Consider the following 18,152-nt stretch of genomic DNA (forward strand, 5'->3'; position numbering starts at 1 on the left):
ATAACCCCCGTTATCCGATAACTACGGATGTACGGGGGTTATTCATTGATTACATGATACGAGTCAGTTCCCCATTCGCTAAGCGCGCTTGTCTTAACGACTCGCCTTGGTTCGCCCGAAGCTCCAGCTTCTCATCCAGCATCACAAAACGCTGCGGATAAGCAGCATAGCTGGTAATGATCCAACTATCGCCGTCCTGAGTCAGGTATCCATTTACACAATACAAACGGCCCTTCAAATCTTTATACACATAAGCCGTGGTGCCGAAACCGAGCAAATAAGCAACCAGCTCTTCACCCATATCCCAGTCATCTCCAGCAACATTGGCAAATAGAGAGGCGAATAGCGGATCGCTAGCTTTTCGGAATACAGATTGGCCGAAACGATTACGTGATAAAGTCGGCATGTTCAAATTAGGAGCTGCTACGCTGAACGTAGAAGCGGCTTCACCTGGCTGCAATCGGCGTGGTGTCGAAACAACATTCCAATCATAGCAATTAAATATAGCCATTGTTGAGCGATAAGCTGCTTCCAAATACCGAGGATCACCAAAATGCTCATATGCTGTTCTCGCTGAAGAAGCAACCATGCCCCCCCACAGCGAATGAATCATATAAGACAGAGCCTCCCACCAACGATCCGGATTTTGTGCGCGATAATCATTGCTGAATCCAATGTTGGCGAGAATCAGCTCTCCATATTCACGCGCCTCATCCTCCTTGCCCAGAAGCAGGAGCGCTTCACAGGTTGGTCCAAATCCGGCGTTGTCGTAGAAATGCTCTGTAATGGCTCCGCCGTACTGACGACTTTCCTGTTCCATCCTCTTACCAAACTTGTTCCACAAATGAAGCAGCTTCCGATGCCATTCGTGCAGGTTCGAATCTTGTAAATCTTTCAGAAGGTCATGAACATATAAAATGAACACCCCGTTTAAACCTGTCTCATCTTTTTCCCGTTCTCCCTGATGGCAATCCGGATTCAGTCGAACGACCATCACTTCCGCAGCCCACTGCAAATATGTCTCCGGTGAATTCAGCTTTAGCATTGAGGCTGGCATGCAGGACAGCAAATAAAACACATGGGCGATATAATCAAGATCAAAAATTCGGTAAAACGTTCCATATAATATTCGTGGCTTCGCAAAATCCCCATGTTCAAACCAATGACGCTTCATATCCAAAACTGCCGAGGTTTCTGCTTTCTCTACCTGTTCCTCAACCGCTCCGGTCAGCTTATTTTTCATAAGTAAAAACGTCAATTTGCCAAGCGATTCTCCTTGATTGGACAAGGGTATAAAAGCATGTGGACGGCCCGCTTTCCCATCAGGATCGTAATTATGACTGCATAGCCATTCCGCACGCTTCTCCAGTATTTCATCGATCGGTTCAAGTACATTCCATACGAGTACATCCTTGCGTCCACTTTCTAAATGAAGCTCCAGCTTGTGTTCTCCGGGTTGTTCTCTTTTCAGTGATAATATGAATACTTCCGGCTTACCTTCCTCCTGTATCAAGTGCTCCATGACTGATTCTTTACTAATGCTCTCACCATCACGTGAAGCGGTAATGAGTAGAAGCTCTTGTATTTTGTCACCTCTTGCCAACTCCAGTTCTGCTTCAAAAGAACCTCCTTTGGTCAGAACCGGAGTATAGGACCAGCGTGGATGTCCATACTCTCTTGCTCTTTGGTAGAAATCTTCTTGATCAGCAACTGGCGCAAATACATATTCCCATTCCAGTTCTTGAACAGCTTCAAGCTCGACCGGGCCATATCCGTCCTTATAGATCCAGTCTACAGCCGCCGATTCAGGCATGGAGCTGCCATCTTCTATCAGCGATATTCTATGGAACAGTAGCCCATCTAGCGAAGGAGATACCTGCTCCAAAAAACGATTCTCATACCGGCAAAGTGTTCCCAAAGCCGCCGCTCTGCCTTTTGTACCATAAATTCCTAAATGCGGAGCTTTATTGCTCCGACGCATAGCTGCAAATTTGGAATAATCTCCGCCCATATGTGCAAAAACTGCACACGACTGCTCCATATTACGTATGACATCATCGTCACGGAACATAATGTAAGCCAAGGAAAACCAGACATGAAGTCCGTTAATGGTCAGTTTTTTGTCCGTACGATTCACACATTTCACTTTCCAGCGCAGTTGATTATCTTCCAGATCATATTGGAGCCCAATGGATAAACCATTAGCATCATAAGAAATTACAGCACGGTTTACGCCGTTTACATTGATTTGAGGTTCAAGCTCGGCACTACGTACCGTTTGTCCATCCACCGTAGCAGTCCACTCACCAAACAGCTTGTCTCTATCCTCGTAGCCTGCCTTCAGTAAATAGGCGGGGTCCACCACCCAGTTCATGGCACCTAAATCTTCCTTCATTTTGAAGGATTGTACAGCCCCTCTTTGATCAAATATAAGTTCAAACTTGGAATTGCTCAGTATGTTCAAAGTCTCCACCCCTCAGTCTTGTCGCTTGTATTTTTTTACTTTTTGACGCCGCTGAGCGAAATGCCCCCTAGAATCAAATCTTGTGTAAAATAGAACAGTGTAGCCGGAAACAGAACCGATAAGCAGGATACAGCCATCAGCTTTTCATATTCGATGTTAAATGCATTTTTGAAGAGGTTTATTCCTAACGGCAGCGTGTACATGCTCTGATCATTGATAAAAATGAGCGGAGTCAAAAACTCATTCCAGCACCATACGAAATGGAAAACCCCTATAACTACAACGATCGGTTTACATAATGGCAAAATGATGCTCCAGTAAATTCTCCAGCGATTACAGCCATCAATCTCAGCAGCCTCATCCAGATCCCGCGGAACCCCCATAATGAATTGCCGCGCCAAAAAAATGAAAAAAGCAGAGCCGAAAGCCCCCGGCAAAATCATTGGCCAAAGCGTATTAATTAGACCAAGCTTGTTGTATTCGATGTATAGCGGAATTGCGGTTACATCCCAAGGAATGACCATCGTCCCGATAACTAATAGAAAAAGAGCATTCCGCCCCCAGAAATTAATTCGGGCAAATCCAAAGGCAACCATCGTAGCTGACAGCATTGCAAAAGGAGTTGAAACCCCCACCACGATAAGTGTGTTCAGCAAAAATCGGCCAAAGGGCTGTGCGTTCCATGCCTCTCCAAAGTTGTCGAAGTGCCATGAGTCGGGAATCAACTGCGGCTTTGGCGTAAAAATATCCTCTGGTGCTTTGACCGCAGTGGACATCATCCATGCGATTGGAAATAAAAATGCGGCAGCAAGTAGAATAATCAGAACCATAAATACGATGGACTGTGTACGTTTATTGCGTTGAATTGTATGCATCAGCGTCCACCTCCGTCAGCTTCATAATGTACCCAGTATTTTGACGATTTCAAAATAAGTCCGGTCAATACAACAATTAATATGAACATTGCCCAAGCCATAGCTGAGGCGTATCCCATCTTGAAATGAGTAAAGGCGTTGCGGTAAACGTGCAGGGAGTAAAAGTAGGTCGAGTTAGCAGGGCCGCCTCCGGTAAGCACAAACGCCAGAACTATGGTCTGGAATGCCGAGATCAGACTCGTCAAAATGTTGAACAGAATCGTCGGAGTAATCAGCGGAATCGTAATATTTAAAAATTTTCGAAGTGGACCCGCACCATCGATATCAGCAGCTTCATAATATTCTGAAGACACGGATCTCAGCGCCGACAGATACAGCACCATTGGAGAGCCTACACCCCATAATGCAATAAAGATCAGAGCATACAAAGCGACGTTCGGATCGGTGAGCCAATGAACTCGCGGAAGCCCAACAAGCTCCAGCATGTAATTCACAGGACCAAAATCATCGTTTAGCATCCAGCTGAAAATCAGGGCCAAGGTAACACCTTGAATAAGGGACGGCAGATAAAATATCGCCCGGAAAAATCTGATTCCATACGTGGCTCGATTTAGCAGTACAGCGATCAGAATCGCAAAAATCACCTGCAGCGGTACCATAATAAATACATATTTGAACGTTACGATCATGGATTTAAAGTAAAAGGGATCGCCAGTAAACATTTGTACATAATTATCAAAGCCTATAAATTTCGGGCTTCCTACCATGTTCCACTCTGAAAAGCTGATGACCAATGAGAACATTAGCGGGAAAAACATTAATAACAGAAATCCGATCAGCCACGGAGATATAAAGAATAAACCTGCCACATTTTCGCGTCTTCTTTTTCGTCTAGCGGAGCGGCGCATCATTGCTGCATCCGAGTTTGCAATTGCCACTTTTCATCACCTCTTTGGTGGAAAAAGGGAAGCGGCTAAGCTTCCCCGTTCCTCCATTACTTTAATACTGATTGAGCCTGTACCGCTGCTTGGTCGAGCGTTTTCTGTATATCAGCATTACTATAGAAGATAGCCTGCACACCTGCGCGAATCATATCTTCGGCCTCACTCCATCTTTCATTGCGCATGCTGGCAATCAGCTTATCAGAACCCTCAAGCTCTTTAGCAAAGGATTCCAGATAAGGATCTGTAGCATAGCCATTTTCTTTATCGATAGAGATAACCGGAGAAAAAGCGAATTTATTGGCCGTAATAATTTTGATACCTTCTTCACCTGACATAAATTTGATCAGTTCCCATGCGGCTTCCTTGTTCTTTCCAGATTTCGGCATAGAGTAGCCGGACGTGTGAATAATGCCCTTCAAGCTTCCTCCTTCAGGAAGGGGGTGAGATACCGTACCGATATCCAGCTTGCCTTCCTTCAAAATATCTCCCAGCGGCCACATGCCATTGTCAAACATAGCGATTTGTCCAGTTTGGAACGATTCAAGACCATTGTTAGTACTAAATTTGCCTGCTGAATTGATTTTGGATGATACGTCATACAGCTGCTTCAAGAACGTAAATGTCTTCACATTTTCAGCACTGTTAAGTATTCCGTCAACTTGTTTGCCATCTTCGCTGACCATGTCTCCACCGTTGCTCCACACATACGGCTGCATAGTCATGACATCATCCGGAGTCATAATAAATCCGTATTGTCCTGGCTTAGTGAGCTTTTGGACGGTATCAACAAATTCATCCCAGCTCCATCCATCCTTTGGATATGGTACGCCAGCTTCGTCAAACAGCTTCTTGTTGTAATATATAGCGCGTGTCGAATATGTTGTTGGCAGCCCCCACAGCTTGCCGTCATATTTCATGTAATCCATCAAAATCGGATAATACTTACCTAATTCATAGCTGTCTTTATCTACCCAAGTTTGCATGTCTTCAAGTGCTCCTCCCGGGACATACAACGGATAGTTCCATGCCATAAACACATCAGGAGCTGTTTCAGATGCTAGGGATGTCAGCAGCTTTTGGTCATAGTTATCTGGTACGGATTCCACTTTGACCTTGATATTAGGGTTTTTTTCCATAAAAGCGTTGATTGCATTTTGATATGGCTGAAGCGTCTGACCAGAATCCCATGTCATAAAACGAAGTGTTACCTCATCATTTTTTGCCCCACCATTCTCTGAGGAGCTTCCATCATTGGTACCGCTTTCATTTTTGCCCCCACATGCGGACAATAGGCCTAAACATAATGCCACTATTAAAGATAATGCTACCCATTTCCTGTTCTTGCTTGTTTTCACATTAACCCCTCCTTAATGTATGAACAGCTTATATGTGAATTCACTTGACCACGATAACTTGTGGTTTTTGTGAAACGTCACCATTTGGACAAAAATCTAAACGTTTAGATTTTATTGTGTACTGAGAACCATTTTGCAATGTTTACTCAGTTATGCGGCGGTGAAGACACTGAATCACGCTCAATTAATCTGCATATTGGCATTTCAGGACGCGCACGCAGCTTGCCTTGCATCAGATCATGCAATATTTCCATTGCCTTATAGCCCATTTCGTGCAGGGGAAGATCCATCGTTGTAATCCTTGGGGTTAAGTAATCGCTAAATTCCCGATTGTCAAAGCCAATAACGGATAAGTTGTCTGGTACTTGAACACCAAGTTCCTTAGCCGCTCGAAGCACTCCTACCGCCATCACATCGTTCATCACAAGGATCGCGCTCGGCGGGTCTGGCAGTTCAAGCAGTTCTCTGGTTAACCGATCGCCAGATTCCCGTTCCCAATCCCCCATTTTGATATATTGAGGATCGAAAGGAAGCTCGTAATCAGTGACTGCTTTATAGTAACCATTCAAACGCAGACGTGACGGAATAGAATCCATCAGTCCACTGATTATAGCTATTTTACGGTGCCCTTTTTCAACTAAGTAAGACATAGCCTCATACGATGCCTTCTCATCATTGTATTGAATGGCGATATCATTATGTGTATAGCCGTAAGTGTACACAATGGGCTTGCCTTCTACATCGATTAAACCTGTTAAATCCCGGGTGTGAACTCCAATGTAAATAATTCCGTCAACCTGCTTGCTTAGAAGATCGGACACAGCATTAACCGCGTACTTCCTGTATTTCTCCATATTAGAAAAATCCCGTCCAATCCTTTTGTCCAGCCGAAGGTTCGTAAGAATAATGTGAAGATCATGCCGATCACCGTATTCATTAATTCCGTCAATTATTTCAGGCGTGTTAAAAACTGTAACATCTTCGGCGATTACGCCAATCGTATCGGTTCGTCTGCGTTTTAAGCTTTTTGCGATGTCATTCGGCTTATAGTTGAGCTCTTCGATCACGTCAAGCACACGCTGTCGGGTTTTAGGGCGAACGTTACGTGTCCCATTCAGTACATATGAGACCGTGGCTGTTGATACATTAGCCCTTGCGGCTATATCTTTAATGCTGATGTTAGACATAATCCACCTCCCGGAGTGTTGCTTGTTTTATAAATTTAAACTCTAAACTGTTCTGAATTAGAAATCAAATGGTATTTCTCTCGGGTAACATATGTCGAGCTATCAGAAATCTAAACGTTTAGATTTACTCCTTTTATATCATACTGTCTTCAATAATTGCAAGCGTTTTCTTAAAAAGTTTGACCTCAAAAAGATTCTATTTCTCTGAATCGGCTAAAGTCTCGAATAATAAGATTTTTTTTAGAAACTGCTGCAAAAACAACTATGACGTTCAGGCGTCACCACCTAGAATGAAAATAAGAACCTCCAAATTTCCAAATTAGATCGAACACAATAGAGGAAAAAACCTCCTTTATTTTCGAAAATGAGATGATTTCAAAGAAAATAAAGGAAATATTTTCCTTTACCCTTACTGAAATTGCCCTAAAATACGAAAAATCAGCGTTTAGCACCAAAATAGAGGAGTTAAGTTACTTTATTTTATGGTCTTAAGCGAATCCTGATAGAATAGGGGAACCTTTTTCCTTTATTGCTACCGAAGTGCTGATACAGGCTGAAAACGCCCAACTGGAGCCCATGATGCTTCTTTTTAACACGACACGAGCCTAATCACGATTACTTGTGGCATACTCTATATTTTCGTATAAAGTGCATCTTATTATCGAATGTCCTAATCAATACTATGAATTCATGCGATAGTGCATCCTTTTTGAGTCAAAACGCACGTTGTTGCTAAATATGAATATAATGGAGTGGTTCCTGGGTTACTCGCACCTTAAAACACCTTAGACGCAAAGTAAAAGAGACTCTCCATATAAGAGAGCCTCTTTATTTACGTCCCAGAAGGGATTCGAACCCCCGACCGACGGCTTAGAAGGCCGTTGCTCTATCCAGCTGAGCTACTGGGACACATAGTATGTAAAAAGGATGCGTTATTTATTATAACGCATCCTTTTTATTTTTCAAAGAGGTTTTATTTGTCGATTATTGGAATATGGTGGAAGTACTGCTTTTAGCTTTACAGAAAGATCAGGATGAGCCAGCAAATTTAATTTGAATTGTTCGCGCTGCTTGGCTGGTTCTGGCCAACCTTCATCACCAAACTCCTCCTCTTTGATTACATGAAATGCTTGATGCATACTGTTATCGAACCAATCGATGTCGAGACTGGCATCGCTTTTTAGCATTTTTATGATTTCATACTGTTCTTCATCAGCTGCTCGAGCAACATATACGTACAAATCAGGTGCAAGCGCAGCTCCCGGACTTACAATAATTTCAGCACATGGAACACCTTCATGCTCGGTAATCCTGCTAAATTTCGCATCTTTAATGTAATACATTACGGCGCATCCCTTCTTAATACATTAACTACGTTCTAGTATTACTCTTACCTGCTGCTTTGTTTCTTCGCTTCCAAGTCTGTAAATTTCATGGTACAGATCATTCATCAGACTGGAGTAATTGGCATTTACCCATTCCTCCGGGGTGTCGGGCCAAGGATAAGTAAACGCTAAAAACTCACTATCCTCTGTCTCTCCAATTTGCTCCAACATATGACTTATCGTGTCAGCTTCTGACTCTGTGGCATGAATGACCCATTCATAACTAGCCTCATCCTGATTATCAAGCAGAGAACGTCCCTGAACGGAGACGTAATAAGTCCTTTTTTCCACGCACAATCCTCCTCACTAAATAGTCTTACAATTCCGTTTGGAATGATCAAATCATCCCTTTTAGTCATAGTTTTCCTTAGAGGACAGACATTTTATGCCCACTCTAGGCATAATTTGTTATTACTTTTCAACCCGCCAAGGCTACGGGAACGGAAGTCATCATAGAGAGGAGAAACCAAAATGTGCGGAATTACGGGTTTTATCGAGTGGAATCGGGATTTAACGCAGGACCTTGATCTGGTGCTGTCGATGACATCCTGTTTAGAAAAGAGGGGGCCGGATGCCCAAGGAACATGGATTTCCGGCCCTTGTGCTTTTGGGCATCGCAGGCTAAGCGTAATGGACCCTGAGAACGGAGCTCAGCCTATGGTCATTCTGGAAGAGGATGCCACCTATACGATTGTCTATAATGGAGAAATTTATAACGCTCCTGAATTAAAGGATGAGCTTCGCAGACGAGGACGGACATTTCGGACGAATTGCGATACGGAAGTACTTCTGCAATCCTATATCGAATGGGGACCGGATTGTGTTGATCGGCTAAATGGCATTTTTGCATTTGGTGTGTGGGATAGTGTACGGAAGCATGTTTTTTTTGCCCGGGATCGGCTAGGTGTTAAACCTTTATTTTATAGCGAGGTGGAGGGCACGCTAGTTTTTGGTTCTGAACCAAAATCATTACTCAAGCACCCTAAAGTTGAACCGGTGATCGGTGCAGACGGGCTAGCAGAAATTTTTGTCGTTGGACCAGCCAGAACACCTGGGCATGGAATCTATCAGAATATGAGGGAGCTTAAGCCCGGTCATGCCATGATTTTTAACCGTTCCGGGCTTCGTATCCATCCATATTGGAAGCTCGAAGCAGATCAGCATTCGGATAATCCTGATGAGACTGCTGCTAAAATTCGGGAATTGCTACAGGATACGATGGATCGACAGTTGATCTCGGATGTTCCCGTGTGTACGCTTCTATCTGGCGGACTGGATTCCAGCGCCCTAACCGCCCTTGCCGTAGACTATTATCGCCGAACTGGTCAAGGTCAGGTACACACTTACTCTGTCGATTACGTAGATAATGACAAGTATTTTCAAGCACACAGCTATCAGCCCGGTGCTGATGAGCCTTGGATCAAACGAATGATTGAGGAGCTGCAAACGGAGCATCACTGGATTTCCTTCGATACTCCTGACCTTGTCGCGGCTCTACCAGACTCAACCCTAGCTCGTGATCTGCCGGGTATGGCTGATGTTGACGCATCACTCCTGCTCTTTTGCAGAGAAATTAAGAAGGGCGCTACCGTAGCTATTTCCGGCGAAGCAGCTGACGAAGTATTCGGAGGATATCCGTGGTTCCATCGCAAGGAACTGCTCGAATCCGGCACGTTCCCATGGTCCATCGCTACTGATCTGCGAGCCAGCCTCTTATCACCGGAAATTAGAGCCTGGATTTCTCCGGAGAAATACGTTGCCGATCGTTACGATGAGGCACTAAGTGAAGTTCCTCAGCTTCGTGGAGAGAACGACGAACAAATTCAAATGCGAACAATGTCTTACCTTAACATTACGCGCTTCATGCCGACCTTATTAGATCGTAAAGATCGTATGAGTATGGGGGCTGGACTTGAAGTTCGGGTTCCTTATTGCGATCATCGTCTCGTTCAATATGTATGGAATATCCCTTGGGAAATCAAAACATTCGGCGGTCGCGAGAAAGGTATTTTGCGCAAGGCGCTTGAAGGCATCCTGCCGGAAGATGTGCTGTATCGGAAAAAAAGTCCGTATCCCAAAACACATAATCCTGCTTATTTGAACGCTGTAAGAGGACAAATGCTAGATATTCTGGATAATCCCAATTCTCCTATTTTACCTTTAATTGATGCCAAAAAAATACGTGAGATCGCTGCTTCACCAGAATCTTCCTCTAATTTGCCATGGTTCGGCCAGCTTATGTCTGGACCACAATTGTTCGCTTATTTGACTCAAGTAAATTACTGGTTACAAGAATACCACGTTACCATTCGCTGAGTTTAAAATAAAAAAGAGCTCCAGCAGCGTTCCTTCAAGAAGAAATGCCGCTGAAGCTCTTGTCATGATTAAGCTGATTTGTTCTCACGATTTTTAAGACAGCGTATGAGTTTCTATGTATCGGGGAAGGTTAAATTATTATGTAAAAAACCCCGAAGGCTAAGCCTTCGGGGTTTCCGATCTTATTTCAAATAAGCTCCATCTACTCCGATTTTGCCAGGAGCAGGATTGTTAGGGAGATCTTGAACATAAACACGCAGGTTGCCTTTACCTGATACAGTAGCAGTGAGTGTTCCATTGTTTACGTTTTTAACATCTCCAGTGACAGCATCCTTGTAGACACCGTTAGGAATACCTGTGAAAGTAGCTGACGAACTCACTGTAACGAGTGCAAAGCTATCCACACCTTTTGCTGTATCGGTAAAGCGGCGTTTATACGCAATGTTACCGCTAACTCCTTCAGTTGAGTACTGGCCTTTTTGCAGAGCAGGAATTTTGCGGCGAATTTGGTTGAGACGCTGCACGTGCTTAACAAGTGGATGATTTAGTGTTTGTGCTACTTGACCTGTTGCAGATTGAACCACACCGAAGTCACTTGCCACAACAGTTCCTTCTATATTGTCTCCAAAATAAGCACGTCCTGTAGTTTCGAGCGGGCAAGTAGGACCACAATCAATTTTAGCCCCTGCCTTGAACTCAATTTCCGAACCATAGAAAAGAGTAGGTATTCCACGGAAAGTCCACATAAGGCTCATATTTTCTGCCCATGCTGCTGTCCCACCTGTATAACGCGTACCCGATTTATTCGGGCCATAATCATGGCTGTCAACGTATACCACGTTATATGTTGCATCATTGTAGCTATCATCCGAATCCTTACCATTCCAGAAAGCATTGCCGGCATCACTGAAGTTCATGTGCATACGCATATCAATAACGTTCATACCAGAGAACTGACTGTGATCTGGAGTATGATAATTGTTGCCATTCATGAATGCATTGGTAGATGTCGGTTGATTAGCTGTGCCCATCACAGAATTTTCGTATTGATACATTTCTAAAGCTGCTGCTGCGTCGTCTGCACTGTATTGTTTACGTTCTTTCCATGTGAAGAATTGGGCAGAATGGTTAACCGAGCCACGGTTCCATTTATCATTTACGAAGGAACCAACCTCACCGAACATGAAGAAGTTTTTACCCTTGTCTCCGAACTTTTGGGCAGCATAGTTTTGAGCATCAGGTAAAAATTCTCGGTTCCAAGTTGTACGAGGGACATGCACCGCTGTATCAATACGGAAGCCATCCACACCCATATCAATAAAATTACGATAAACTTCTTTTAAGAAATCCTGAACCCTTTGATTCTCTGTGTTAAAATCAGCAAGATCCTCGTGAATCCAGCAGCTTCTGGAATCCTCACCTTCCCAGTTGCCTATCCAGCATTGATGGAACAGCTCCGATGGAAACATTCCAGATGTCGGATTCGGCCATTGGCAATTATAAATTCGATATCCTTCCTTGCTATAGAACGAAGTCGGTTGTCCCCAGTTACGGCAGGTATTTCCGGCTGGTTCTTCGGTTGACCAAATATCGCCATTATAAGCTTTACCCATCGGGTCGTTTCCATTGAGTCCATCATATTCCTTGCCAGGTACAGGTGTGTCATAGTACCAGCTCCATTGACTGTCTTGGACACCATAAACAGTTGGTGAGAACAGATTCTTCTCACCCCAACGACTTGAGTGGTTGTACACAACGTCTTGAATAATTTTGATGCCTTTGTTATGAGCTTCATTAATCAATTCTTGATAGCTTGCACCTTCTGATTCTAATCGTGGGTCAACCCGATAGAAGTCCCAGCCATGGTAGCCATGGAAATCATAATCAGAACGGTTTAGTACGACTGGTGTAATCCAAATTGCGGAGAAGCCAAGTGCTTTAATGTAATCTAGTTTTTCAATCAGACCTTTGAAATCGCCTCTAAACATGGGGTCATTGTTAGCAGCGTTTCCAGAAGATACATGGAATTGGCCTCCCCGGTTGTTGGATGAATCCCCATCAAAGAAGCGGGCTGTCATAACAAAATAAATGGAATCCTCCCGCATGTCTGTACCGATTGGTTCTCCACCCGGAAGTGGTGTTGGTGCATCTCCTGTTTTTGCTGAGACTGAAGCGCTGCTTGCAGATTTGTTTGAAGGTTCTGCTTTGTCATATGCCGCTACTGAATAAGTATATACAGTTTGAGCATCAAGCCCTGAATCTGCGTAAGAATTGGTGGCAGATGTGAATACCTTTGTACCTTGAGTACCGCCAGTACGAGTAATTTCGTACCCAGCTACACCGCGTCCACCCTCATTATCTATAGAAGCAGTCCAAGTTAACGCGATTCTGATTCCATTCGCTATAGCACTAACATTTGTTGGTACAGAAGGAGGTGTTGTATCTGGAATAGGAGGAATACACGGGTTGATCGTGTTTGCAGTTACAACGCCATCCTTGATGGTCGTTATACCAGGCCCTATGGAATAATTCACTCCACCATGATTGTCCCAAGCTCCATTACCGTTATTGAAAACAACGTTTACTCCGGTGGCTGTACCTAAATTAATTTTCTTTTTCTTCCAATCCGTACATGAAGTTGCTTCCATAGCTTCTCCAGGAACAGTCGTCCACGTAGAACCATTGATTTGATAATGAATGTTTACTGAGCTCCAGCCTCGAGTTTTCGTATAATAATAAATTTCAGCTGTATTTTCACTTGTTGGATCAGCTGTTGTAACTTGCAGGGCTGTGGACTGTGCTGATTGATTGCCAGCAGCATCTTTAGCTAGAACAGTATAGCTGTAAGTTGTTGATGCAGTTAAGCCAGTATCGGTATACGAAGTTGTGGTTACACCGGCTTTAACTAAATTTCCATTGCGATAGACATCGTACCCAGTAACGCCAACATTATCTGTTGATGCTGTCCAGGAAATAACAGCGGAGGCACTAGTCACTGCACCTTTGCTTAGTCCAGTTGGAACACTTGGCGGGGTAGTATCCGGTGTACAAGGACTTGCTGCATTTACCGTAACGACTCCATCCTTAATCGTTGTAATCCCTGCTCCAATTGTATAATTAGAGCCGCCATTGTTATCCCAAGTTCCAGAACCATTGTTAAATGCAGCCTTTAATCCTGTTGCTGTACCAAGGTTAATACTTTTGGCAGCCCAATTTGTACAACCAGCATCGTTCATATTTACACCAGGAGTAGTGGTCCAGGTAGAACCATTTATTTGATAATGAATATTTGCCGAGCTCCATCCACGAGTTTTTGTATTGTAGTAAATTTGAGCAATATTGTCGTTGGGGGCTTCTGAAGTAGTCACTTGAAGTGGAGCCGATTGAGGGGATTGGTTACCAGCAGCATCTTTTGCCAGAACTGTATAACTGTATGTTGTCGATGCTGTCAATCCGGAGTCTGTATATGAAGTCGAAGTTACATTGGATTGGATTAGTGTACTATTCCGATAAACATCATAACCAGTAACACCGACATTATCTGTGGATGCTGTCCAGGAGAACATGGCTGATGTACTAGTGACTGTGCCTTGGGTCAGATCCGTTGGAATGGTCGGTGGTTCATCTTCGGATATACCACAAGGGTTTCCAGAGGAAATGATACCGCTTTCAACTTTAACATCACCAGTACCAAGCAAGTAGTTTTTCCCACCATTATTATCCCAGGTGGAGCCATTGTTAAATGTAGCGGTTAATCCAGTTGCTGAACCAAGAGCAATCGTCTTTTTCTTCCATAAACTACAGCCCTCATCCATCGCTACTCCAGGAGCGGTGGTCCATGCTCCGCCAGTTGGAGAATAATGAATATTTACTGTCGGCCAGCTTGCATTAGACTTGTAGTAAACGGTAACTGTATTATCATCTGGAATCTGACCACAGGGATCACCAGCATTCGCAAAAACTTGTCCATCTTTCACTTGATGTATTCCGCTAGTAAGCGAGTAGTTATTTCCACCGTTGTTGTCCCAAGCTCCTGAACCATTATTGAATACAGCTTGAAAACTAGAGGTACTTCCTAAGGGAATTGTAGCTTTAGTCCAGTTTGTACAAGCTTCTTCCATCGCTACACCCGGAGCAGTAGTCCAAGCCCCACTCCCGGTATGATGAATGTTGACGGAACTCCAGTTTTTATATGGGGTGTAATAATAGACGATGGCTTCATTGCCACTAGTTGATTCTGATTCAGCTGCTGCCGCAATGGAATATGAAGTGCTCCCACTCATGCTTCCAAGAAATGAAAAGAAAAAGGTGATGCAAATTATAAGACTGTTCCACTTCTTTAAGTGCACAAATCTCCTGGTCATTAATAACTATCCTCCTATAAAATATTTTTACGTGTTGCGCAAATACGTAATGCCTCCTCCCTCTATTTATGCAATCGTTTTCATTTGTTCTGATTATATTATCTCCATCAGCCAATATTTGTCAACGTTTTAAGTGTATAAAATTTAAAATTGATAGTATCGACATAAGTGATGTAGTGAAATAGTCTTATCAAGAAGGGACTGTCCCAAAAGTAGGGTTAGTGTCAAAACTAGAAATATTGGTGCAAGGAAGATGATGCGGAATTCCTGAAATTCCTGCAAATGTGCAGGCTTTGATCACGTAAAGCCTCTAAATGCCCTAAATTGCTGCAAATGTGCAGGCTTTCTCTAAGGATTCTCTTCAAACTAGTCTATTCTGAACCATTTTCCTGCATTTTTGCAGGCTTTTGTTCATCCTTTCATGGCTACTTTTAAAAAACTGTATTTTTGCATCCTTTTCCTGATATCTTGCCTTCCACTGCTAAACAAGAAGCGTCCCTCAAAGTTATCTGAGATAACTTTGAGGGACAGCCTCTTCTTATTGAGCACTCATCTATTAGTTGAGCTCTTCAATTTATCCACAAGCTCACGAAGTGCAGCTCCTCGATGACTAATTGCTTGCTTCTCCTCAATGGTTAGCTCTGCCATAGTCTTCTCATAGGGCGGCAAATAAAAGAGCGGATCATATCCAAACCCACCGCCCCCAGCCGGTTCAGATGTGATCCATCCCTCGACCGATCCAGAGGATTCAACAAATTGTCCGGTTGCAGGATCATATAGAGCAAGGTGGCAAACGAATTGGGCTGTGCTAAGAAGAGGCTGTTCGGTATCCTCGCCTTGCTGAAGCTTCTCAAGCTCAGCAAGCAGCTTGGTATTGTTATCAGCGTCCGAAGCCCCTTCACCTGCATATCTTGCGGAATATACTCCAGGATCACCGCTCAGCTTATCAACGCATAATCCGGAATCATCAGCCAATACAGGCTGTCCGAGCAAATCACCTACGGTTTTTGCTTTTTTACGAGCGTTGTCGGCAAAGGTTTCTCCGTCTTCAACCACTTCAGGCACATCGGGATAGTCATACATACTTTCAACCGATTTGCCTGTAAACTCCAAGGCATGGGCGAATTCTCGCATCTTTCCTTTATTTCGAGTTGCTACAATAATTGTAGATCCATTCATGTCCATTATACGTTAGCCCCTGCGTCACCATTAGGAATTTTTAGAGCGATCGGACCGAGAGCTTCTCGCTGTTGGGCAATCATCTCTTGAATCCCTTTCTCAGCAACTGCAAGCATTTGGTCTAGCTGACTTCTGGAGAAAGGATGCTCTTCACCTGTACCTTGGACTTCAACAAATTGTCCTTGTCCAGTCATAACGACATTCATATCCACCTTAGCCCTGGAGTCTTCTTCATAATTCAAATCAAGCAAAACCTCCTGGCCTACAATTCCTACACTAACAGATGCTAAATAGTCGGTAATCGGGAATACGGGAAGAGAATGCTTCTGAACAATTTTGTTCATAGCAATGGCCATCGCGATAAAAGCCCCTGTAATCGAAGTAGTACGTGTACCTCCATCAGCCTGCAGTACGTCGCAATCGATCGTAATAGAACGTTCTCCCAGAGCATGCAGATCAACAACAGAACGGAGTGAACGCCCGATCAATCTTTGGATCTCCATCGTTCTGCCGCTTAGCTTACCACGTGCTGCTTCACGTTGGTTACGGGATTGTGTTGCCCGAGGCAGCATGGAATACTCTGCTGTAATCCAGCCTTTTCCCTGCCCCTTCATAAACATAGGCACTTTTTCCTCTACTGTCGCTGTGCACATTACTTTCGTATCGCCAACTTCAATATATACAGAACCTTCTGCATATTTATTTATATTTACAGTCAAACTCATCGGTCTGCGCTCATTAGCCTCGCGTCCGTTTGTTCTCATCATTCACTGCCTCCTACATTTCATGCTGTCCTTATATGCTTTTCCTATTCTACCAAAGTGTAGGCATAAAAGCATCTTTTGAAACCCATAATCTTGTAAGAGATGATGAGTGTTCCTCAAGTGTCCTGCGTAGTACATTGAACAATGCGCTAAATCGGGATTTCGTTAATTACTTCCGGTCTCGTTACCGGTTCACCGTATTTTTGATCATCCATTCCAACTACATCCTTTTGCCCGTTAAGCCATATACGAACTTTCCCTTCTTTCGTGTTCTGCGTTACTGTAAGTACCAAGGATTGCATCATTTGTGCCGGAGGTTTCTCCCCGATATTGAACATATCATCTTCAATCGATACCGTGATTACTCCATCCTCTGATACCTCAACAGCTTTTAGAACCGACTGATCCGTTAAGACTCTCTCTAGTCCTGAAGCTTTGGAAGGACCTTTAATTAGCTCACCAATCGCTGCTGTTACAGGACTGCTCTCTGACGAGACAAATCGGGTAACTGGAACATAATATTGTACCCCTTCCGATGTTGAAGCCGAGAAGAAAACAGTGACGGGCCTAGTCTGTGATAAATTCGTTCCTTCTCCCAGTTCGAGATTGATTCCTAAATTGCTATTGAGCGGGCGATCGAGCGGTGTGCCGTTGATTGGCATTTCATTTAACTTGGCTCCGTCCATCCATAACTGAACATTTTTAATTTGAGGGTCACTGAGTAAAGTCCAAGTCACCGCTTCAAGCAGCTTCCGTTCATCACCTTTATCATACTCGCCAAAAGATTTGTTGAATTCCACAATGGCAAGCTGCTCGTCCTGCTTAATTGTAACGGCCTTGACCTCAGTGTTTTTCGGAAGCACCCCGCTAAATCCCGTTGGAATGTAATTGCTGTACGTGCCGTCCTTCACCAGCATTTCAAGCATTCGCGTATATTTGCTTGCAGCATCTCCTTGCGGTAAATGTAGTGAGACCGGAGCAAGCCAACCATGTTCATCTTTTAAAAATACTGTCGACAACGCTTCTTCTGTTAGCAGGCTTGTCTTGTCAACAGCTTCAAGAGATTTCAGCATCTGACTCTCAATCTCCGTCGGCGGCGGATCAATCTGTGCCGAAGGGCCTGTCCCAAACAAACTGCAACCGGATAATAACAACGGAATAGTTAATACACTAACTGCTGCGGTATTGCGAAATTGCCGGTTCCATCTCATCCCTATAGTTCCTCCCTAACATTTTTCTTGAGTTTGTATTACTATATATACGAGCCCTCTTGTGAAAAATAACTTCTGAACACACATTATTTAGAAGTCTGTGCTCGC

The 18,152-nt window shown here is 43.7% G+C and carries 11 protein-coding genes, 1 tRNA gene and 2 pseudogenes; 1 reads left to right on the forward strand and 13 read right to left on the reverse strand.

Annotation, left to right across the window (positions count from 1 at the left end; all coding sequences use genetic code 11):
• Positions 1–49 precede the first annotated feature (49 nt).
• The 8 genes from BLS49_RS09010 to BLS49_RS09045 form a co-directional block, all read right to left on the reverse strand.
• Positions 50–2,464: a hypothetical protein gene (locus tag BLS49_RS09010; RefSeq protein ID WP_091228637.1), complete on the reverse strand. Its 2,415-nt coding sequence runs from the start codon at positions 2,462–2,464 to the stop codon at positions 50–52.
• Between the two features lie 35 nt (positions 2,465–2,499).
• Complete coding sequence (locus BLS49_RS09015) at positions 2,500–3,339, reverse strand: carbohydrate ABC transporter permease (protein WP_091228639.1); 840 nt, start codon at positions 3,337–3,339, stop codon at positions 2,500–2,502.
• The gene (locus BLS49_RS09020) at positions 3,339–4,277 is read right to left on the reverse strand and encodes a carbohydrate ABC transporter permease (protein ID WP_091228641.1); all 939 of its coding nucleotides are present in this window, start codon (positions 4,275–4,277) and stop codon (positions 3,339–3,341) included. Before BLS49_RS09020 ends, BLS49_RS09015 begins: the two co-directional genes overlap by 1 nt.
• A gap of 56 nt (positions 4,278–4,333) precedes the next feature.
• Entirely contained in the window at positions 4,334–5,638 is a 1,305-nt protein-coding gene (locus BLS49_RS09025) for an ABC transporter substrate-binding protein (RefSeq protein WP_091228644.1), read from the reverse strand.
• Positions 5,639–5,784: 146 nt separating this feature from the next.
• On the reverse strand, positions 5,785–6,825 hold the full coding sequence (locus BLS49_RS09030; RefSeq protein ID WP_091228646.1) for a LacI family DNA-binding transcriptional regulator: 1,041 nt from the start codon (positions 6,823–6,825) through the stop codon (positions 5,785–5,787).
• An 835-nt stretch (positions 6,826–7,660) separates the two neighbouring features.
• Positions 7,661–7,734 (reverse strand) — tRNA-Arg (locus tag BLS49_RS09035).
• A gap of 53 nt (positions 7,735–7,787) precedes the next feature.
• Entirely contained in the window at positions 7,788–8,168 is a 381-nt protein-coding gene (locus BLS49_RS09040; protein ID WP_091228649.1) for a hypothetical protein, read from the reverse strand.
• A 24-nt stretch (positions 8,169–8,192) separates the two neighbouring features.
• A complete protein-coding gene (locus tag BLS49_RS09045) occupies positions 8,193–8,501 on the reverse strand; it encodes a hypothetical protein (protein WP_091228652.1) in 309 nt (102 codons plus the stop codon).
• A 180-nt stretch (positions 8,502–8,681) separates the two neighbouring features.
• Between BLS49_RS09045 and asnB the strand changes: the two genes are divergently transcribed.
• Entirely contained in the window at positions 8,682–10,526 is a 1,845-nt protein-coding gene (gene asnB, locus BLS49_RS09050; RefSeq protein ID WP_091228655.1) for an asparagine synthase (glutamine-hydrolyzing), read from the forward strand.
• Positions 10,527–10,708: 182 nt separating this feature from the next.
• Here asnB and BLS49_RS09055 read toward each other — a convergent pair.
• The 5 genes and pseudogenes from BLS49_RS09055 to BLS49_RS09070 all read right to left on the reverse strand — a co-directional run.
• Positions 10,709–13,861, reverse strand: a pseudogene (locus BLS49_RS09055) (carbohydrate binding domain-containing protein); the annotation flags it as partial.
• Between the two features lie 42 nt (positions 13,862–13,903).
• Positions 13,904–14,890, reverse strand: a pseudogene (locus tag BLS49_RS25755) (carbohydrate binding domain-containing protein); the annotation flags it as partial.
• Positions 14,891–15,439: 549 nt separating this feature from the next.
• Entirely contained in the window at positions 15,440–16,075 is a 636-nt protein-coding gene (locus BLS49_RS09060) for an XTP/dITP diphosphatase (RefSeq protein ID WP_091228661.1), read from the reverse strand.
• A complete protein-coding gene (rph, locus tag BLS49_RS09065) occupies positions 16,075–16,836 on the reverse strand; it encodes a ribonuclease PH (RefSeq protein ID WP_091228664.1) in 762 nt (253 codons plus the stop codon). The genes BLS49_RS09060 and rph overlap by 1 nt, the downstream gene beginning before the upstream one ends.
• A 146-nt stretch (positions 16,837–16,982) precedes the next feature.
• Complete coding sequence (locus BLS49_RS09070) at positions 16,983–18,044, reverse strand: GerMN domain-containing protein (protein WP_091228668.1); 1,062 nt, start codon at positions 18,042–18,044, stop codon at positions 16,983–16,985.
• Between the last annotated feature and the right edge of the window lie 108 nt (positions 18,045–18,152).

The organism is Fontibacillus panacisegetis, assembly GCF_900102215.1.
Lineage (GTDB): Bacteria > Bacillota > Bacilli > Paenibacillales > Paenibacillaceae > Fontibacillus > Fontibacillus panacisegetis.